Source organism: Algibacter sp. YIN40 (genome assembly GCF_057219435.1).
Map to the genome: position 1 here is coordinate 934,347 of NZ_JBXVVC010000001.1, position 20,731 is coordinate 955,077.

The following is a 20,731-nucleotide window of genomic DNA, read 5'->3' on the forward strand; positions in this document are numbered from 1 at the left end:
GTGTACTATTCGTTTCTTAAACTTTTTATCGGATTTGCAATAGCTGCTTTTACAGACTCGAAACTGACAGTAAGCAGGGATATGCTAATTATTAGTACTGCAGTTAGACCAAATACCCACCATGGCATATTTATTCTATATTCATAATCTGCGAGCCATTTGGTCATGAAGTACCAAGAAATTGGGGTTCCAATTACTACTCCAATCAGGATTAATTTCAGAAAGTCTCTTGTTATAAGAGAGGTAATGGTGAAAACAGAGGCGCCTAATACTTTTCTAATACCAATTTCTTTGGTCTTTTGTTCTGCTGTAAATATGACCAGACCAAATAGGCCCAAGCAGGAAATTAGAATGGCCAAAATTGAAAAGAAGGTTGATAATTTGTAAAATGTAGATTCGCTCTTATAGAGTTTATTATATTCTTGATCTACAAACCGATACTCAAAAGGGAATGCCGGATTTAAATTTGTATGAAGCTGTTCTAAAGCCGCCAATGTCTGTTTTTCAGTACCAGAATTATATTTGACGAAGGCTATACCAAATTCTGAATACCCCTCACTTCTAATAATCATGGGGAAGATAGATTCTTTTAAGGAGCCAAAGTGAAAATCTTTTACCACCCCAACAATGGTTCCTGGATTTCCCCAAAACGATAGTGGTTGACCTATCGGATTTTCCATCTTCATTTTATTCAAGGCCGTCTCATTAATGAGATACTCAATGTTTTCCGGGTTATTATGAATAAGTTCTCTTCCCATAAGTAATTCAACACCATAAGTGCCAACAAAGTCTGCACTTGCAACCATTCCTGTAAATAGCGAAGGATCATCAGAGGTCTTACCGTTCCAAATAACTTCTGGTGACGTACCATATTCTCCTAGAGGAATATGCGATGTTTTTGTGACCGATGTAACTCCGGAAATTTGTAAAGCGCCACTTTTAAAAGCCTCAAAATTATTTTGTAAGTCTTTTGACAGCGTGATTGCCAATAAATTTTCTCTATCGAAACCGATATTTTTATGTTGGACAAAATCAATTTGCTTTGAAATAATGATCATACTACTTATAAAGACAACCGAAATGGTAAACTGAAATACAACCAAAGCTTTTCTAATCCATTTGGTGCTAGAGCTGGTTTCAATTTTTTTCTTAAAAATATCGGTAACCCTAAAGGAAGAGAGCAAAAATGCAGGGTAACTTCCAGATAGAATTCCTGTGAAAAGTGTAATTACGAAAACCATTATCCATGTGGATACGGGCAAATTTAACAGGTCTATGTTTTTATCTGTAATTTGATTAAATACAGGTAGCGCAAATACAATAAAGATTAAAGCGAAAAACAGACTTGAAAGAGAAAGAAGCGTGGCTTCTCCAAGAAATTGAGCTATCAAACTACTTTTGCTCGCTCCTAAAACCTTTCTAACCCCAATTTCTTTAGCTCTTTTCATATAGCCTGCAGAAGCTAAATTCATGAAATTAATGCTTGCAATCAGCATGATCAAAAAAGCTATTATTCCAAACAATCTTACATATACAATTTTCCCATTACCTTTTTCAATGTCTGCATAAAGATAGCTATCTGCGTAAGGTTGAAATCGAATGTCTAAGCCTAATTCATATTCGTCTAGGAATGATTTTAGTTTTTGCTCTAACTGATCAACATTTGTTCCTTCGGCCAATTGAACAAAGGTATAGGTGGCTAAATTTTTCCAATCATACATCCACGAATTTTCAGCAAAAAGAGAATTAAACGATAAATAATAATCACTCTTCTCGGTTGAATCTTCACTGCCTATTTCAAAGACCATAGATATTTTTAGCTCTTTTGAGTTTTCGTAAGTGAGTGTTTTCCCAATGGCACTTTTTGAGTTTCCAAAGAACAATTCGGCCATTTCCTTTGAAATAGCAATTTGGTTTGGAGCATTTAATGCCTTCGAAGCATTCCCTTCTAGAATATTAAATGAAAACATATCAAAATAGTCTTCACTTACAAATTTTCCATCTTGCTTTAAAACCTTATTCCCATTAGAGAAGGTGCTTTTTTTGCTATAGTTAGATGTTGCCGAAACTTTCTCAATCTCTGGCACTTTTATCTTTAACTCCTTATATAGAAGTGATGACGTGCCATAACCAAACGCTGGGCCATCAGATGATTCCAGATATACAGAATGCAGTTGATCTATGTTTGTATGATACTTATTAATGCTATTTTCACTTGATATCCATAAATAGATTAGTAAAAAGCAAAATAACCCGGAAGTTAAACCTAAAATATTGAGAAAGGACAAAACTTTATTACCTATAATATTTCGCCATGCTAACGTGATATAATTTTTGATCATAATATTGTATCTCTAATGGTTAACTAATATGTTTTCGGTTACTTTTTCTCCATCAAGCATTCGTATAATACGATTACTGTATTTGGCATCATGCTCACTATGGGTAACCATAATAATTGTAGAACCCTGATTATTTAATTCGGTAAGTAGTTCCATAACTTCATTACCGGTTTTACTGTCCAGGTTTCCAGTTGGCTCATCTGCAAGAATAAGTTTAGGATCGTTTACCAAAGCTCTGGCAACCGCAACTCTTTGTTGTTGACCTCCAGAAAGTTGTTGTGGAAAATGACTTCTTCTATGCATTATTTGCATTCTTTCCAGAACCTCATTTACTTTTTCTTTTCTTTCACTCTTTTTTATTCCTGTGTAGATTAGTGCCAACTCAACATTTTCAAAAACAGTAAGTTGATCAATTAAATTGAAGCTCTGAAATACAAAACCTATATTATGCTTACGTAAACCTGCTCTCTTGCGTTCATTATAATTAATAACTTCATGATCATTAAAAATGAAACTCCCGCCATCTGCATCATCCAACATCCCAAGAATATTAAGTAAGGTCGATTTTCCGCTTCCAGAAGGCCCCATAATTGAGACAAATTCTCCTTCCTGTACTTCAAATGAAATCTTATTCAATGCTATTGTTTTATACTCTTCCGTCGTAAAATATTTTTCTAAGTTTTTAATTTTTATCATTCGTTCTATTTTTTGTTTATTATCAATTCATCTTTATCACCGTAATTTTCATAGCTTGAAGTAATAATTTTATCTCCAGGCTCAAGTCCACTTATTACCTCATAGTACTCGGTGTTTTGACTTCCTATTTCGATATCTACTCTATATGCCATGTCACCATTATCACTTAGTTTAAAAACCCAATTGCCTCCTGTTTTTTGAAAGAAACTTCCTTTCGGTATTAATACCGCTGATTTCTCATCGCTTAAAGCCAATCGAATCTTTAAAGATTGTCCTCTGCGAATCCCTTCTGGAATTTCGGATTCAAAGTGCATATCTACTTGAAATCTTCCATTAGTAACTTGCGTAAATACTTTTTTGATACTAACACTATAGTTGTTTCCATTAAAGATGAAGCTACCAGATTGCCCTGAATAAATTCTGGAGATATAATACTCATCTATATCTGCACGTATTTTAAAGCCGCTTAAAACATCCAATTGTCCTAAACGCTCCCCCTTATTTTTTGACTGTCCAATTTCGGCATCGAGTGAAGTTAATTGCCCATCTACAGGAGCTCTAACAATTAAATCACCAACTTTTTTACGCATTAGATCTAATGCGATTTGAGTCCGAGCATATGAGTTTCTAGACTGCTCTGATTCTTGAGTAATTGAAAGTGAATCTTGTTGCAATACTTGTAAAGCTAAAGCCATGCGTTGTTTTTGATAATTATAATTATTCTCGGCCTCTTTAAATTCATGCTTGCCTATAGCTTTTTGATCATAAAGTTTTTTATTGAGTTTGTATTTTCTATCAGCTTCGATAAGTTCATTCTCCACATCTGTCAACCGATTTAATTTATTAATGGTGTTTTGACGCGCAGCATTCTGTGAAATTTGCATTTGAATTAGCAAATTGTACACTGAAGTTTCTTGATTTACGAGACTTAATTCCAAATCGGTATTTGAAAGACGCAATATTGGTTCGTTTTGTTTCATGATTGCCCCATCTTCAACAAATATTTCTTCAACCCTGCCACCTTCAAGGGCGTCCAAATAAATGGTTGTAATTGGCAAAACTGTTCCGTTCACAGGAATGTTCTCCTGAAAAGCCCCCTCTTTTACTGAGCTGACTATAATTCTTTCTGCATCAATATTTAATTTTGAGTTTCCTCGGAAAGCGGAAACCATAAACATTATAAATATTATTAAGGCGAATAGCCCAACTGCTATTATGATTTTAGATTTTGTAAATTTTTTCTTTGTTATAGGTATATCCATGTCTTCACTAATATTTTCTATTTCTAATGTGATAACTGTGCCAAAAGTATAATAATCTGATAATTAGATAATTATAATTTTTAATTTAACTTAAGGTGTTCGGTTTTGATACAATCACTGTACGTTTAAAGGACACTTATTAAGGGATTTATGTTTTAGGTATAAATTTTTAGTTATCAAATTATTATAGTGTAGTTTTGTGATTATGCTTTTAAAAAATGCTTCCATTCTGGTTATTGATGATGATCACGACGTTTTAATCGCTATGAGGATCTTACTGAAATCTCAGGTCAAAGAGGTGGTTATCGAGAAGAACCCTGAAAATATTTCGTCTTTACTAAAAGATCATAATTTCGATCTTATCATTCTTGACATGAATTATAAAAGTGCTGTACATACTGGTAATGAAGGTATATATTGGCTTAATAAAATTAGAGAAATTGATAAAGATATATCTGTTATTTTAATAACTGCCTATGGGGATTTGGAATTGGCCATTCGATCTCTAAAAAAAGGAGCCTCAGACTTTTTAGTAAAGCCATGGAAGAATGAAAAATTATTAGAATCTATTAATGATATTCTGACAGATAAAAAATCGAATCGAACAATAAAATGGAACCCACTGGTAAATGGGATAAAATTATTGGGAGAGAGTAAAACAATGACGGATGTATTCTTCAAAATCAAAAAAATCGCACCCACCGATGCTAATATCTTGATTCTTGGAGAAAATGGAACAGGAAAAGATCTTATCGCAAAAGCCATTCACGACAACTCCTTCCGAAAAGACAAGGCTTTTATAAAAGTGGATGTAGGCGCTTTAACTTCATCTTTGTTTGAAAGTGAATTATTTGGTTATAAAAAAGGTGCTTTTACAGATGCCAGAGAAGATAGACAAGGTAGATTCGAATCAGCAGAAGGGGGTACTCTCTTTTTAGATGAAATTGGAAACATTAGCCTGCAGCAACAAGCACGATTGCTAACGGTACTTCAAAATAGACAGATAACCCCTCTGGGTTCAAATGAGCCAATCAACGTGGATATTAGGCTGATTTGTGCCACAAACTCTAGTCTCGAATCACTGGCTGATGAAGATAATTTTAGAAAAGACTTAATTTATCGAATCAATACTGTTGAAATAATGATGCCTCCCTTGAGAGAAAGAGAGAAGGATATCGTTTTACTGGCAAAACATTTTATAGAACTTTACACAGAAAAATATCTTAAGCCTAGTATTTCTGTTGATGAAAGTTTTATGAAGAAACTAAAGACCTATGATTTTCCGGGAAACGTCAGAGAACTTCAATATGCCATTGAAAGGTCTGTAATAATGTTGGATGGTACTATTTTAAAAGATTGTGATTTAATGTTTTCTCCGATTGAAAGGCATACTATATCAATGAAACCAAAAGACATGAAACTCGATACTGTAGAAAAAAACACTATTATGGAAGTGATAGAAAAAAACAACGGTAATATTTCTCAGTCGGCAAAAGAACTCGGAATAACAAGAACTGCACTATACAGAAGACTCAATAAATATGGCTTATAGAAATTACAAAGTGTCGCTTTTTGTTCGGATCTTCGTTTTGGCCTTTTTGATAACAGCTTTTTTATTAGCAATTTATAAACTGGATTTTGGTTTAGATATGCTGAAATCTATGATCATTTCTGCACTACTTCTTTTAATTATATTTTTATCGATTTATAACATTTTTAGATTTACAATTCGAAGATATTCTGAAATGATTCATTTCTTTGAGTCTATTAGGTACAGAGATTTTAATCAATTTTTTAATGAAGATTCCGGACCAAAAGATATAAGGGAACTTCATAGAGGATTTAATAGTATTAACGAAACCATTAAATCAGTTAATAAGGAAAAAGAAGTTCAATACCTATATCTTCAAAAAATATTGGAATTGGTTGATACTGGAATTATCGCTTATAATATTGAATCCGGAAGCGTTCTATGGGTCAATGATTCGTTTAATCAAATTCTAAATATTCCCACTATTAAAAACATTCAATTTGTAAAAAAAAGGAATTTAAAGATGTATATGGATGTTTTTGAAACAACTCATGTAAAGGGGAATACTATAAGCATTGATTCTGAAAATGACAAAACCAAAATATTAATATCAAATGCTTCTTTTAAGGTGAAAGATGAGGCGTTTAAATTAATTGTACTTCAAAATATTGAGAATACTTTAAATCAAAATCAGGCAGAAGCATGGAACAAATTGCTAAGAGTAATGACACATGAAATTATGAACTCAGTTGCCCCGATTTCATCCTTAGCCGATACTTTGCAAACTAAAATTAGATTGTCTTTAGAGGATCCCATTAAAAATCGAGTTGATACTAATGACCTTTATTTGGGGATTGACAGTATTCGTAATCGAAGCGAAGGTTTAATGAAGTTTGCAAATACTTTCAGAGGTCTAAATAAAATTGCTAACATCGATGTAACTAAAGCTTCTATTCATAACTTGTTTGAGAGTATTTCTAACTTAATACAACCATCTCTCATTAGTAAGAATATAGAATTGCAGTTTAAACTTGACGACCCTGAGTTTCAAATTGAAATGGACACTTCTTTAATAGAACAGGTTTTGATTAATTTGATTCTAAACTCTGTAGAAGCTTGTAAAAATGTTCAAACTCCATTGATCAAAATATCTGCTGAAAAAAATATTGAAGGCATTGCCATTGTAAAAGTTTCTGATAATGGCTTAGGAATACCGAATGAAATCTTGGATAATATATTTATTCCATTTTTTAGCACTAAAAAGAATGGTAGCGGAATAGGGTTAACCCTTTGTCAACAAATCATGTTTCTTCATAAAGGAAAGATTCAAATTAATTCTGTTGAAAACAGTGGCACTGTTATTCGATTGATATTTTAATGTGCTACATTATTTCACAATTCATTGAGTTTATTTTTTTCAACTTACGCACAACTTGTTTATATGCGCATGTTTGTTCAGCATATTATTTTAATTTGGTTGGCTATGCTGAAGTTTTTATTATTTCTATTCAGCATATTTAATTTTCTATTTGTAGAAAAAATCATATAAATAAAAGTAACGCTATTTTATAAATTATCATAGGGATTATTAATTTTTATAATGATAAATTCTATTCCATTTTTTAATCAATCTTGCTTAGCATTATAAATGATTAAAATTTTATAGAAATTGAGACTACGACCCTCGAATTAATCTATTATGGTGGTGGGTTTTGGTGGTGGGTTTTTGCACTTAAAGGCATACATTTGCATCCAAATGCTGTTAAATGCATACACTGGAAATATCATTTAAAAGCATTCATATCCTAGTAAACACAGTGTTTAAAGGGAATTGGGGATGTAGCTCAGTTGGCTAGAGCGTTTGACTGGCAGTCAAGAGGTCGTCGGTTCGAGCCCGATCTTCTCCACGAAACAATAGAAAGGCTTTCAAGGAATTGAAAGCTTTTTTATTGGAATCAATTTAATTCCCAAAAATGAATCAAATAAACCTAAGTTCTAGAATTAGAAAAGCACTAAAATTATTACAAAATAAATTCTTACCTTGCTAGTAACCAATTAACCAACCATTGCAAGTAGTGTCTTATTTTATTTCTTCGTTTTTTCATACAATTCGAACACGGCAGATTGTTTATTGGCTTCTGCTGGTAATTTGTAGTTGTTCCGGACCTTTAACTGAGGAAGTTAAAAAGGAATATGCCTCATTACCAGAGTATATAGATTATAATTTTCACATCAAGCCAATCCTTTCAGATAGGTGCTATACTTGCCATGGGCCAGACCCACAAACAAGGAAAGCAGGTTTAAGATTAGATACCGAAAGCGAAGCATTTAAAAAATTGCGTTCGGGAAATTACGCGTTTGTTAAGGGGAATATTGGTAATAGCGAAGTTATACATCGTTTGACGACTAACGAGCCAGATAAGGTTATGCCGCCCCTTGAATCGGATCTTTCTGTTTCTAACAGAGAAATAGCCATGATTGCTAAATGGCTGGAACAAGGCTCTAAATGGAAGGAACATTGGTCTTTTTTTTCAATTGCCAATCAGCAAATTCCTGAGGTTAATAATGATTGGACTAGGGTTAATAAAATAGATGACTTTATTCAAAAAACATTATTAGAAGAAGGTTTAACACCTTCGAATGAGGCAGAAAAAGAGCACTTACTACGCCGTGTAACAATGGATCTTACCGGTTTACCTCCTTCAATTGAGGAAATAGATAATTTTCTTAAAGATGATTCTGTTGATGCTTACGAGAAAATCGTAGATAGACTTTTAACCAGTGAAGCTTATGCAGAAAGAATGGCAATGGAATGGATGGATGTGGCTCGTTATTCAGATTCGCATGGTGTTTCATTCGATGGTTATCGTACCTCATGGCCATATCGCGATTGGCTTATTGCGGCATTTAATAAAAATCTGCCCTATAATGAGTTTATCACACATCAGATTGCAGGTGATTTAATTGAAAATTCCGATCAAGAATCTAAGATTGCAACAGCATTCCTTCGAATGAATCCTCTAGAGGCATCAGCAGGATCGATACCGGAAGAATTTCGAATTGAATATGTGAATGAAAGAACCGGTGTTGCTGGCACTGCTTTACTAGGGCTTACGGTTGAATGTGCAAAATGCCATGACCATAAGTTTGATCCTATCTCTCAAAAGGAGTTTTATCAAATGTCTGCGTTTTTTAATACAACCGAAGAATACGGATTAGCCCCAACAGATGCAGATCGGGCACCTACCTTATTGCTTTTAAATGATGACGAGAAATCGCAAGTAGACGCCTATCTCAAGAATTTAGAACAGGCTGAACTAAATATAGCGGACGATATAAATACTCAGATATTAGGTAAACTCCCCAAACTTAACGAGGTTAAAGGACATAGTGAGTATTTTGCTTTCAATACTATAAAACCTTATAAGAAAGAGATAAAACTAAGAAAGAAAAAAGAGGACAAGAAAAAAGCCAAGAAAAAGAAAAAAGAGGAGGTTGAAAAACCTAAGAAAATATTTCAAGAGTTACAGATGCTCGACGATAATAAAAATGCTGAAGCTAATTTGAAAATCACCCTAACGGATGGAAAATATGGTAAAGCAGCATATTTTAACGAAGAATATGATTTTATAAAACTTCGAAAAACGGGAGAATTTAATCACTATGATGCCTTTTCAACAAGTTGTTGGGTAAATACGGAATTAGATTCTGTTGGGTCCTCTCAAACCATCATGGGAAATGCAGGGAATGTTTTTCAATATCATCGTGGTTGGGATATGGCTTTAGATTCCACAAAACATGTAAGTGTTCGATTAATACATAGGCTGCCAGATGAAATCATTTCGGTAAGTACCTTAAACCCAATTAAAGCTAATGCATGGCACCACATAGGTTTTACTTACGATGGTAGTAAATCGGCGAAAGGAATACAAATATTTGTAAATGGCAAAAAAGTTAAAACTAAAACTAATTTCGATCAACTAAAAAGATCCATTATTCCAATTAGTATAGAAACCATGGAGCCTGACAGTATTCCTCTTCTTGTGGGTAAAAGCTATAGGAAATTTATGGACGATTTAGGGCTTTTTAAGGGCCGTATTGATGAAATTAAAATATATAAGCGGCAATTATCCCAATTGGAAATGGCCATATTAGGAGAGACCACAATTGATAAAAACTCAGAAGACATAAAGAAAGATTATTGGGCTTTGCATGATGACAATATTTTAATTGAGCAATCAAAAATAAAAGACACTAGGCAAAAATTGGCATCGGTACTTGATAGTGTGAGTGAGTTAATGGTTATGAAGGAAATGAAAAATCCCAGAAAGACTTATATACTTGATAAAGGGTTGTACGATCAACATTTAGAAGCGGTTGAACCGGGTGGTATTAGCAAAGTTCTTCCGTATTCGAGCGATTTACCTAAAAACCGCCTTGGATTAGCAAAATGGCTTTTCGATTCAAATAATCCACTTGTTTCTAGAGTGGCCATAAATAGATACTGGCAAATGATTTTTGGTCAAGGTCTTGTTAAAACAGCCGATGACTTTGGAAGCCAAGGGGAACGCCCAAGCCATCCAGAATTATTGGATTGGCTAGCAAAGGATTTTATGGATAATAACTGGGATATAAAGCGGGCCATTAAACAAATGGTTATGTCTCATACCTACAGACAATCGTCCTATTGTACCGAAGAAAAAAGAATAGAAGATCCTCTAAACAAATATTTAGCAAGAAGTTCTTCATACAGATGGCCTGCGGAAATGATTCGAGACAATGCACTTAAAGCGAGCGGTCTATTGGTTGAAGAAATTGGGGGTCCAAGTGTTAAGCCATATCAACCCGAAGGCCTGTGGAAAGAGGTTTTTATGGCTTCCAAAAAATTAGCAGAATATGTTCCAGATACTGGCGATAACCTATATAGGAGAAGTTTATATACATACTCAAGAAGATTTGCTCCCAATCCATTTATGGTAAATTTTGACGCAACTTCTAGAGAAATTTGTACCATTAGAAGAAATGTTACGAGCACGCCATTACAAGCACTATCTCTTTTGAATGATCCTCAAATAGTTGAAGCATCTAGAGTGCTTTCTGAAAGAGTCCAAAAAACGCATCCAGATTCTGTTGAAAACCAGATTATTGATGCTTTTAGGTTATCAACAGGACTTAAACCAGACCAAGAACAATTGAAAATTTTGAATAATTATTATCAAAAATCAATTAGTGAATTTATGGACAACCCTAAAATAGCTGATTCAATATTATCTGTAGGAAGTAAACAATTTGATTCCTTACTGTCCAAAGAAAAAACTGCAGCCATGACGCTTGTAGTTAGTACGATATTTAATTTTGACCAATCATATATGAAACGATAGCATGAAAGATCATCACCACAACCCTATTAGTCGAAAAGATTTTCTCTCGAAGGCAACACTTGGTCTTGGAGCAATTTCAATGGCTTCTTTAATGAATCCATTAAATGCGTTGGGGTCTTCTTTCGGATTATTTAATGGACCGCATTTTGCGCCAAAAGCGAAAAGAGTAATTTTCCTGAATATGATTGGAGCGCCTTCTCAATTGGACTTGTTCGACTATAAACCCATTCTTACGAAAATGCACGGGCAAGAGTTACCAGATAGTGTAATGGGAGGACGGGTTACTGGAACCGTTGCCAAACAAGCAACCAAACCTGTTGTAAGACCATTATACGATTTTAAGCAAAGAGGAAATAGTGGTATGTGGATGAGTGATCTGCTACCACATATGGGGCAAATAACAGACGAAATATGCATGATAAATTCTATGTATACAGAATCTGTGCAGCATGAACCAGCTCAAATGTTTACACATACGGGCTCGGAAATACCAGGAAGACCAACAATTGGCTCATGGGTAAGTTACGGGTTGGGTTCAGAGAATGAAAACCTGCCTAATTTCATAGCGCTTATGACTAAAGGTAATGAGGGAGGTTCTACACGGTTATTATCAAGTGGGTTTTTACCAGCGGAATATCAAGGTGTGCAATTTAGAAGCGGAAAAGATCCCGTTTTATTTTTAAGTAATCCACCAGGGGTTACGGGTGAAATTCGAAGAGAACAGTTAGACCATTTACAAAAATTACAAACTCAGAATTATAATAAATGGGAAGACCCTTCAATTAAATCTAAGATGGCTCAATACGAAATGGCGTTCAGAATGCAAACTTCTGTACCTGAAGTTATGAATGTTGAAAATGAACCTGATTATATTTATGAATTATATGGAGAAGACAGTAAAAAACCAGGAACATTTGCTAGCAATTGTCTTTTAGCTAGAAGATTAGCTGAAAAAGGCGTAAGGTTTATTCAGTTGTATCATGGTGGTTGGGATCATCATAGTAATTTGCCGAAGCAGATTCCTAAAAGATGTAAAGAAGTAGATCAGGCTTCAGCAGCATTAATAATGGATTTAAAACAACGAGGGCTTTTAGAAGACACATTAGTTGTTTGGGGAGGAGAATTCGGAAGAACGAGCTTCTCTCAAGGGCAACTAACTAAAGACAACTTTGGTAGGGATCATCACCCAGATGCGTATACCATGCTAATGGCTGGAGCCGGTGTAAAAAAAGGGTTAACCTATGGAGCTACCGATGATTTTGGATATCATATCACCAAAAACAAGGTACACGTACACGACCTTAACGCAACAATCTTGAATCTGTTAGGGCTAGATCATGAGAAATTGAATTATAAATATCAAGGGCGTAGATTCCGCTTAACAGATGTACATGGATCTGTGGTTAAAGATATTTTGAGTTAATGAATTGGGATATTTTTATTGGTCGTTTTCATCCTCTGCTGGTACACCTGCCTATAGGCATATTCATTTTAGGCTATGTGTTTGAAATATTTCATCAATACGGTTATCACAAACTTATTGAATCTAGAAAAACCGTTATTGTTACTTATATTATTGGGCTTTTGTTTGGCCTATTCGCAGCCATAACTGGCTGGTTGTTGTCTTTTAGTAACGATTATGGCATAGAGTCTTTAAGCAATCATAAGCTATTAGGAATTATGACACTTGTGGTTATGTTACTTGTAATTATTTATCAAGTAAAAGGGCCTTCAACAAAAGGCAAATTAAAACTTCTTAGTTCAACTTTTGCTATTATTTTAACTGGAATTACTGGGCATTTAGGAGGGAACTTAACGCATGGATACTCTTATTTAACCGAGTATGGACCTGCTATGTTAATGCCTAATAACAATTTATCGGTTATTGATTTAAGTAGCGTGAATCCTGATTCGGTTGAAATTTACTCGGGTATTATAAAACCAATTATTGATAAAAAATGTATTGCATGTCATAATAGTCAAGATTTTAGAGGTGGTTTAATTATTGATAACCATAGTAATTTGTTTAAAGACGCAAATCACGACACACCTATTGTTGCTGGAGACCCTGATAAAAGTGAATTGTTAAAAAGAGTGAGTCTTCCATTGACACATGAAAAGTTCATGCCACCGAGAGCTGGTGGGTTTAGTTATACAGAAATCCAGATTTTAAGGTATTGGATTGAAAACGGCGCAGATAGTTTAACAAGGTTTAATTCTGATAACATGAGCAAAGAATTAATTGCACTTGTTAATCGTGATTACGGATTAGACTTTAGCATGAAGCCATATTACGAAAAGATTAAAAGTGATAGTCTTGATACAAATATTTTTACCGAAATAAGAAATTCTAACTTTCGAGCAAATTACTTGGGAGCAGCAAACTTCCTGTTAGATATTGAATTCAAAGGAGATTCAATTGCAAGTGAGCAAATTTCCATTCTAAATAAGGTTTCAGAACAAATCACATTTTTGAAGCTATCGAACTGTAAATTATCAGATAATCTTGTTAAGAATATGAATAGCTTTACTCATTTAACAAGAATAGATTTAAGCAAAAATAGCGTTACAAACGATGTCTTGAGTTTTCTTCTTAAGCATCCTAATTTAGAGTCTATTAATCTAAATGGGAATGATATTGATAAGGATGCATTAGAACAAATTTTAGGATTAAGTAATTTGTTGAGAGTTTATGTGTGGAACACAAAAGTTTCTGCTGAAGAAATATCTAGCTTGGCTCAGAAATTCTCTAATATTGAAATAATATCTGAATTTAAATTCGATGAGGTTATTAAGGCTAAATCTGTTTTTGAACAAATGGAAACTCAATAAAATAACCCATTGTACATTTGAATTAAAATGTACAATGGGTTATTTTACTTGTTTACAGGCCTTATTACCAGAGTAATCAGTAGCACAAATTTCCAAATCTGTGGCTTTGTATTTCATTTCCAAATCTGCAACCCATAAATTTTCACCATACCATGTCATTGGGATTGAATCTCTTTTTTCATTAAAAACAACAAATATAGATTTCCAATCTTGAGGCATATTTGGACTTTTATTATCATGAATTCTAGCTTTGATATTTAGCATATTTTCTTCAGAATTCTCTGTAATTTGAAAATGTGAAATTACGGGAGTCGCGGTATCTGGGTCTAAGTTTTTTCCTATAAAGATTCTTTCTTCTATACCATTTTTACCTTCGCCTTGTCCCATGATAATATCCAACCTATTGTCGTTATCAATATCACCCAAAGCTAAAGAGAGCGTAAGTGGCGTTGGTTCTCCTTTAAGAACTGGTTCTTTTAATCTAAACTTACCTGTTCCATCATTTATTTGTAAACGATCTTCACCAGTTAAAGAGCTAATTAGAAAGTCGGGATCATTATCAGAATCAAAATCGAGAAAAACAATGTTATTATCGTCTTCTCCAATATTTTCTGAATCTCCCCAAAGCATTTCTGTAGCATCAATAAATCGCTTTCCTTCTTGATTTAAAAAGATATGTTCTCTTCGTGAGAAGGTTTCTCCAGAAACAATTTCACCATCATTAATTGTTATTAGGTCCAGAAAGCCATCATTATTAATATCTAGGGTTTCAAAATCATAATTGTTAGTGTAAGCTGGTAGCAATCGCTTGTCTGTGAAAACACCATTTCCATCATTTACAAAAATCCTACTTGTGGGGCATCGTTTGCATGAGATAGCTATATCTAAGTCAAAATCGTTATCAAAATCTATAAATTCTAAATCCCAAGAAAATTGGATTAAAATATTCGGCATTTTATTTTGGGTAGCGTCGGTAAAATACCCTTTGCCGTCGTTTAGCCATAACATGGTTCTTCCTCCCGAGTTATTCATGTTGGATCCTTCTCCCCAATCTGAAAGCACTATATCTAAATCACCATCGTCATCAACATCTCCTAGTTCCAAATCGCCTATACTAGCCTGTATTTTTGGAAAATGAGTTGATGTAACCTTTTTAAACGTACCATTTCCAATGCCTAAATAAAGCTGACTTTGTGTTTGGTAAGTGGTACCTACTATAATATCTGGAATACTGTCATTATTTATATCACGGACTTTAATAACTCTAGAAAGATATTTTTCTCCATCAAAAATTTGACTTGTAATTTCATGAAATTTGGTGTTTGGACCTTTATTTATAAATACTCTGCTAAGTTCTAGATCACCAGGCTTAGAATAATCACCTCCGTTAGCAAAGAGAATATCAATCATTCCATCGCTATTTATATCGGCAACCTCAACTCTATTGGTCCATTCTGCTGTTTTAGGTAGATAGGTTTCTGTCGCATCAACCCAATATTCATTAACACTATTGGCATGATCAGGCTCGTTTTGCGGATTTGTTTTTTTACATGAAACAAGGAACAGGAAAAATAAAATAGCAAATAAAAAGGATAATTTATTCATGAAAGGTAATTCTTGAATTGTTATCTGTGAAAGTTAAACAAAATAAATTAGGCATATACTAATTTATTATTACTCATAATGTTAAATACAAACGTGAAAAGATTAATGTATTTTTTAATAGAATTCTTTATCGTAATAAGTTGTAGCATCTTGTATAAGTAACTCAAGCTTTTCGTTTTCTGTAGTCATACGTTTGGTATCCCAATTTAAATAATTTACACAATCATTAGTAATGATTTTCTTGTACTTTTTTACACTTGAAATATTAAAATACAATCTACCAGTGCGGCGTACAAAGAAATCGGTTAAGCTATAAGTCATTTCGTAGTGGATGCAATACCAAAGTTCTGCCCTAATAATGCGCTCTAAGGCATTTTTGTTTTCGAATGTTGTTGATTTATCTAAAATAAGATCAGATTGCTTACCATAGGTTGTACATAAATACCAAGCATGATACGTGTCTGTAATACCGAATTCTAGAAGTTTTATTTCTAATTCTTTTTGATAAATTTTTACTTCATGAGAATTTTTAAGTGAAGGAGAAACTAAAGGAATTTTTTCTGTTTCAGAATTTTTCAGATTTTTCTTGTGTTTTTTCTTCATTGTTTTTAAAACTGCTTCAATAACACGATGAGCCATTTTACGATAGCCTGTAAGCTTACCACCTGCGATTGAAATTAATCCGCTATCTGAAACAAACAATTCATCTTTTCTAGATAACTCAGAAGGATCTTTGTCTTCTTCATGAATCAATGGCCTTAATCCCGCCCAATTAGATTCTACATCAGAAATTGTTACATTTACTTTTGGAAAAGCATTATTAATGGCGTTTAATAAATATGTAGCATCCTCTTTTGTTGCAATTACCCGCTCTAAATTTCCTGAATAATTGGTATCTGTTGTTCCAGCGTAGGTAGCTCTTCCTCTTGGTATGGCAAAAATCATTCTACCATCGGAAACATCAAAATAAAGAGGTTGCTTTATAGGTAGTTTTTCATAAGGAAACACAATATGAACCCCTTTAGTTAAGTGTAAATATTTGTCATTCATGGAGTGATCTTTGACACGAAGATCATCCACCCAAGGGCCTGCGGCAGAAACATAATTTCTTGCTTTTATTTTGAATGTATTTCCAGTATTTCTATCTGCACAATTCAAACTTTTGATTTTAGAATCATCATTATAACTAAACGATTCCATTTCACAATAATTGATAATAGTTGCTCCAAAAGAGGCGGCCTTTTTTAACACTTCAATGGTCAAGCGCGCATCGTCTGTTCTATATTCTGCATAAAGACCACTACCTAAAACAACTTCTTTGTTCAGCAACGACTCTTTTTCTAAAGTCTCTTCTTTATCTAACATACGACGCCGGTCATCACCTTTAACATCTGCTAGAAAATCGTAAACTTTTAAGCCAATAGAAGTCATCATTTTACCGTAAGTTCCACCTTCAACAAGCGGCAACAACATTTTTTCTGGGATGACTAAATGAGGCGCTAGGTTGTGTACTATAGCACGTTCTGATCCTGATTCGCGTACTAGGCCTATTTCAAACTGTTTAAGGTAACGTAGTCCTCCGTGAATTAATTTTGTGGACTTATTACTGGTTCCAGAAGCGAAATCATTCTTTTCTACAAGGCATACTTTTAAACCGCGAGAAGCCGCATCTAAAGCTATTCCTGCTCCCGTAACACCACCTCCAATAATAGCCAAGTCAAACTTTTGTGTTTGTAATTTTTTGATTTGAGATTTTCGATTTAAAGCTGAAAATTCTACGGTTTTTTCCATCATCAAGATCTTACTTGCTTTTTGTTCGTTTAACAGCCCTTTTCCAGCCTTTGTATTTCTTTTTTCGTATTTTATTTTCCATTTTCGGACTAAATACGATATCAATTTCTCTAATTTGTTCTATATCGTTTTTGGTCCAAACCCCTGCTTTTATACCTGCTAAAAGTGCAGCCCCAAAAGCGGTAACTTCAATCATTTTCGGTCGATCTACTTCAACATTTAATAAGTCTGATTGAAATTGCATTAAGTAGCTGTTCGCTGTAGCTCCGCCATCTACTTTTAGAGTTGTTATTTTCTCACCACAGTCTTTCTCCATAGCGCCTATAACATCTTTGGTTTGATAGGCTAAGGCATTTACAGTTGCTTTTATTAATTCTTCGCGCCCTGTGTCTAAGGTCATACCATATACGCTACCTTTTGCTTTACTATCCCAATGAGGCGCACCTAAACCGGCGAAGGCAGGCACCACATATACGTTTTTTAGAGGAGGAATGCTGTTACAAATGGCTTCTGTGTCGCTTGCTTTTTCTATAACCTTCATGCGGTCTCTCAACCATTGAATTGAGGCACCACCAGCAAAAACACTGCCCTCTAAAGCGTAATTTATAGGTTCTGAATCTAGACTACATGTTAAGGTTGTTAATAATCCTTTCTTTGATTTTACTTGCTTTTTACCAGTGTTTAAAAGAATAAAACAACCTGTACCGTAGGTGCTTTTTGCAACACCTGCTTTGAAACCGCCCTGTCCAAATAATGATGCTTGTTGATCGCCAGCTACACCATAAATTGGTATTTGAATGCCTTTATAGTCTATTGTACCAAAATCTGATGATGAGTTTTGAACAGTTGGTAACAATGATAAAGGGATGTTTAATTCTTTGAGTAACTTTTTATCCCATTCTAATTTTTTAATGTTATAAATTAAAGTTCTTGAAGCATTAGTATGATCGGTTACATGTTTTTGACCGTTTGTGAATTTATAGATGAGCCAAGAATCAATTGTACCAAACATTAATTGTCCATTTTCTGCCTTTTCTTGAGCGCCTTCAACATTGTCTAAAATCCATTTTAATTTGGTGCCGGAGAAATAAGAATCTACTACTAAACCAGTGTTTTTTTTAATGTAGCTGGAAAGCCCTTTGTCTTCTATGTCCTTGCAGATATCTGTAGTTCTTTTATCTAGCCAAACAATAGCTTTATGAATAGGTTTCCCTGTTACTTTATCCCAAACAACAGTTGTTTCCCTTTGATTTGCTATACCTACCGACGCTATTTCCTCTGGGTTAATTCCAGAATCTGAAACAACTTGGTTAAAAGTTTCTAGTTGATCATTGTATATTTCCATAGCATCATGCTCCACCCAACCTGATTGTGGGTAGTATTGTTTTAATTCTTTTTGTGAAATAGAAATAATGTTACCTTTTATGTCAAATAAAATAGTTCTTGTACTAGTGGTACCTTGATCGAGTGCTACAACATATTTTTTACTCATATTTTAGGGCGTTCAAATTAGAAGATTAAAAAAGTGCTTATCACCAATATTGTTATAGCTAACCCTACTATTTTAGCATATTTCCAAGGTGTGATGTCAATTTGATCTGTAACTTTTGGTGAGTATATTTTTTTGCTTGGGAAGAGTTTTCCTAAGAGTAGCATAATACATATGTTGATAACAAATAAAATCCCCATAATATGTAAAAAATGTGGATATGCTTTTGCTTTAATAATTCCTAGTGTTTTAGCATCTGTAATGTCATTATTAGCAGCCTCAGTAAGTGCGGTTTCTATAAAGTATGGAGCCAAAATAAATTGACTTACCAAGTACATTAATACACCTAAGGTAAGAACAATTTTAGCGGCTAAAGCAGGGACTTTTTTGGTAGCCATACCGACAGCAACAACAGCTAAAATAGGAACACTTAAACTCCCTAATGATTCTTGAATATATGAAAACAAGCCATCTGGCGCATTGGCTATAAATGGGGCAATCACCATAGACAGTATAGCTAATAAAATACCAAACATTTTTCCTGCTTTAACAGTTTTAAGTTCAGATGCGTTTTTATCGAAAAATTGACGAAATAAGTCTACACCAAAGAGTGTTGAACTGCTATTGAGTAAGCTGTTAAAAGAGCTTAATACTGCCCCGAATAACACCGCGGCAAAGAAACCTAAAAAGGCTCCTGGCAACACTTTTCTAACTAAAGCTGGGTACGCTTGGTCTGCATTGACTAAGTCATTTCCAAATATATGCCATGCTATAACGCCAGGCAATACAACTATTATTGGAATTAAGAATTTAATGAAGCCAGCCAAAAGCATTCCTTTTTGCCCTTCTGCTAAACTTTTAGCACCAAAAACACGTTGTAAAATCGATTGATTTGTTCCCCAATAATACATTTGAGCAATCATCATACCAGTAAAAATTGTGCCAAAAGGAATAAAAGAATCAATATCTCCTTTAGCGTCAAATTTGTCTGGATTTTGAGCCCATAATTCATTTAAACCATGAGAAACACTACCATCTCCAATTAGCATTAAACCAAAAATAGGGATTAAAAGACCTCCTATTAATAAGCCTATTGCATTTACCAAATCGGAAACAGCAACAGCTTTAAGTCCTCCAAAAATGGCATATATTGAACCAATAATTCCAATAGACCAAACACTTATCCATATAACCATAGATTGTGAAACACCTAAAGTGTTTGGCAAATCAAACATCGTACTAAATGCTAAAGATCCGGAGTATAGGATTGTTGGTAATAATACAACGCCGAATGCAATTAAAAATAATATAGATAAAATAGATTTTGTTTGAGAATCAAATCGTTCTTCTATAAATTCTGGAATAGTAGTTATTCCTGAGCCCATGTATTTTGGTAATAAAAAAATTGCAGTTGCAATCATTGAAATTGCAGCTAAAGTTTCCCAGGCCATCACTAGAATACCTTGTGCAAATGATTGACCATTAAGGCCAACAATTTGTTCTGCGGAAAGATTAGTTAATAGTAACGAACCAGCTATAGTAATAGCACCCAAGCTTCTTCCACCTAAGTAATAACCATCGGCTGAACTTTCATCTGTATTTCTTGTTGCGTACCAGGCGATAATGGCTACTAAAGAAGTAAATCCTAAAAATGAAACAATCGAAAGTGCGTCCATATATATTTTTAAAGTTAATATATCAAATTACTCTAGTAGGTATTCATCTAAAATACTTTATGATCTAGTTTAAATATTTTAGTTTAACATCCAACATAGTATTAAAACTATAATTCTTGCTAGTTC

At 34.0% G+C, this 20,731-nt stretch carries 12 protein-coding genes and 1 tRNA gene; 6 read left to right on the forward strand and 7 right to left on the reverse strand.

The window, feature by feature from the left end; genetic code table 11:
* Positions 1-5: 5 nt before the first annotated feature.
* Genes AC2D6V_RS04455 through AC2D6V_RS04465 form a run of 3 tightly spaced genes read right to left on the reverse strand, consistent with a single transcriptional unit; the run spans position 6 to position 4,300 of the window.
* Complete coding sequence (locus AC2D6V_RS04455) at positions 6-2,342, reverse strand: ABC transporter permease (protein ID WP_484646847.1); 2,337 nt, start codon at positions 2,340-2,342, stop codon at positions 6-8.
* Positions 2,343-2,354: 12 nt separating this feature from the next.
* Complete coding sequence (locus tag AC2D6V_RS04460) at positions 2,355-3,038, reverse strand: ABC transporter ATP-binding protein (protein ID WP_484646848.1); 684 nt, start codon at positions 3,036-3,038, stop codon at positions 2,355-2,357.
* Positions 3,039-3,043: 5 nt separating this feature from the next.
* The gene (locus AC2D6V_RS04465; RefSeq protein WP_484646849.1) at positions 3,044-4,300 is read right to left on the reverse strand and encodes an efflux RND transporter periplasmic adaptor subunit; all 1,257 of its coding nucleotides are present in this window, start codon (positions 4,298-4,300) and stop codon (positions 3,044-3,046) included.
* A 205-nt stretch (positions 4,301-4,505) separates the two neighbouring features.
* On the opposite strand from AC2D6V_RS04465, the gene AC2D6V_RS04470 reads away from it, so the two are divergent.
* The 6 genes from AC2D6V_RS04470 to AC2D6V_RS04495 all read left to right on the forward strand — a co-directional run bounded on the left by AC2D6V_RS04470 (position 4,506) and on the right by AC2D6V_RS04495 (position 14,044).
* A complete protein-coding gene (locus tag AC2D6V_RS04470) occupies positions 4,506-5,852 on the forward strand; it encodes a sigma-54-dependent transcriptional regulator (protein WP_484646850.1) in 1,347 nt (448 codons plus the stop codon).
* A 193-nt stretch (positions 5,853-6,045) separates the two neighbouring features.
* Positions 6,046-7,209: a sensor histidine kinase gene (locus AC2D6V_RS04475; RefSeq protein ID WP_484646851.1), complete on the forward strand. Its 1,164-nt coding sequence runs from the start codon at positions 6,046-6,048 to the stop codon at positions 7,207-7,209.
* Positions 7,210-7,664: 455 nt separating this feature from the next.
* Positions 7,665-7,738, forward strand: a tRNA-Ala gene (locus AC2D6V_RS04480).
* Positions 7,739-7,906: 168 nt separating this feature from the next.
* The gene (locus AC2D6V_RS04485; protein ID WP_484646852.1) at positions 7,907-11,212 is read left to right on the forward strand and encodes a DUF1553 domain-containing protein; all 3,306 of its coding nucleotides are present in this window, start codon (positions 7,907-7,909) and stop codon (positions 11,210-11,212) included.
* A 1-nt stretch (position 11,213) separates the two neighbouring features.
* Entirely contained in the window at positions 11,214-12,635 is a 1,422-nt protein-coding gene (locus AC2D6V_RS04490; protein ID WP_484646853.1) for a DUF1501 domain-containing protein, read from the forward strand.
* Positions 12,635-14,044 carry a DUF2231 domain-containing protein gene (locus tag AC2D6V_RS04495; RefSeq protein ID WP_484646854.1) on the forward strand — a complete coding sequence of 470 codons (1,410 nt, stop codon included), beginning with the start codon at positions 12,635-12,637 and terminating at the stop codon, positions 14,042-14,044. The genes AC2D6V_RS04490 and AC2D6V_RS04495 overlap by 1 nt, the downstream gene beginning before the upstream one ends.
* A 39-nt stretch (positions 14,045-14,083) precedes the next feature.
* Here AC2D6V_RS04495 and AC2D6V_RS04500 read toward each other — a convergent pair whose 3' ends face one another.
* The 4 genes from AC2D6V_RS04500 to AC2D6V_RS04515 form a co-directional block, all read right to left on the reverse strand.
* Complete coding sequence (locus AC2D6V_RS04500; protein WP_484646855.1) at positions 14,084-15,649, reverse strand: FG-GAP repeat domain-containing protein; 1,566 nt, start codon at positions 15,647-15,649, stop codon at positions 14,084-14,086.
* Between the two features lie 114 nt (positions 15,650-15,763).
* Positions 15,764-17,440: a glycerol-3-phosphate dehydrogenase/oxidase gene (locus tag AC2D6V_RS04505; protein ID WP_484646856.1), complete on the reverse strand. Its 1,677-nt coding sequence runs from the start codon at positions 17,438-17,440 to the stop codon at positions 15,764-15,766.
* A gap of 10 nt (positions 17,441-17,450) precedes the next feature.
* Complete coding sequence (glpK, locus tag AC2D6V_RS04510) at positions 17,451-18,932, reverse strand: glycerol kinase GlpK (RefSeq protein WP_484646857.1); 1,482 nt, start codon at positions 18,930-18,932, stop codon at positions 17,451-17,453.
* A gap of 17 nt (positions 18,933-18,949) precedes the next feature.
* A complete protein-coding gene (locus tag AC2D6V_RS04515; protein ID WP_484646858.1) occupies positions 18,950-20,605 on the reverse strand; it encodes a solute:sodium symporter family transporter in 1,656 nt (551 codons plus the stop codon).
* Between the last annotated feature and the right edge of the window lie 126 nt (positions 20,606-20,731).

What these genes read in the sequence shown, in the direction of transcription:
- AC2D6V_RS04455 (WP_484646847.1), bottom strand. Translation starts at nt 2,342, where the DNA reads ATGATCAAAAATTATATCACGTTAGCATGGCGAAATATTATAGGTAAT.
- AC2D6V_RS04460 (WP_484646848.1), bottom strand. Translation starts at nt 3,038, where the DNA reads ATGATAAAAATTAAAAACTTAGAAAAATATTTTACGACGGAAGAGTAT.
- AC2D6V_RS04465 (WP_484646849.1), bottom strand. Translation starts at nt 4,300, where the DNA reads ATGGATATACCTATAACAAAGAAAAAATTTACAAAATCTAAAATCATA.
- AC2D6V_RS04470 (WP_484646850.1), top strand. Translation starts at nt 4,506, where the DNA reads ATGCTTTTAAAAAATGCTTCCATTCTGGTTATTGATGATGATCACGAC.
- AC2D6V_RS04475 (WP_484646851.1), top strand. Translation starts at nt 6,046, where the DNA reads ATGATTCATTTCTTTGAGTCTATTAGGTACAGAGATTTTAATCAATTT.
- AC2D6V_RS04490 (WP_484646853.1), top strand. Translation starts at nt 11,214, where the DNA reads ATGAAAGATCATCACCACAACCCTATTAGTCGAAAAGATTTTCTCTCG.
- AC2D6V_RS04495 (WP_484646854.1), top strand. Translation starts at nt 12,635, where the DNA reads ATGAATTGGGATATTTTTATTGGTCGTTTTCATCCTCTGCTGGTACAC.
- AC2D6V_RS04500 (WP_484646855.1), bottom strand. Translation starts at nt 15,649, where the DNA reads ATGAATAAATTATCCTTTTTATTTGCTATTTTATTTTTCCTGTTCCTT.
- AC2D6V_RS04505 (WP_484646856.1), bottom strand. Translation starts at nt 17,440, where the DNA reads ATGGAAAAAACCGTAGAATTTTCAGCTTTAAATCGAAAATCTCAAATC.
- glpK (WP_484646857.1), bottom strand. Translation starts at nt 18,932, where the DNA reads ATGAGTAAAAAATATGTTGTAGCACTCGATCAAGGTACCACTAGTACA.
- AC2D6V_RS04515 (WP_484646858.1), bottom strand. Translation starts at nt 20,605, where the DNA reads ATGGACGCACTTTCGATTGTTTCATTTTTAGGATTTACTTCTTTAGTA.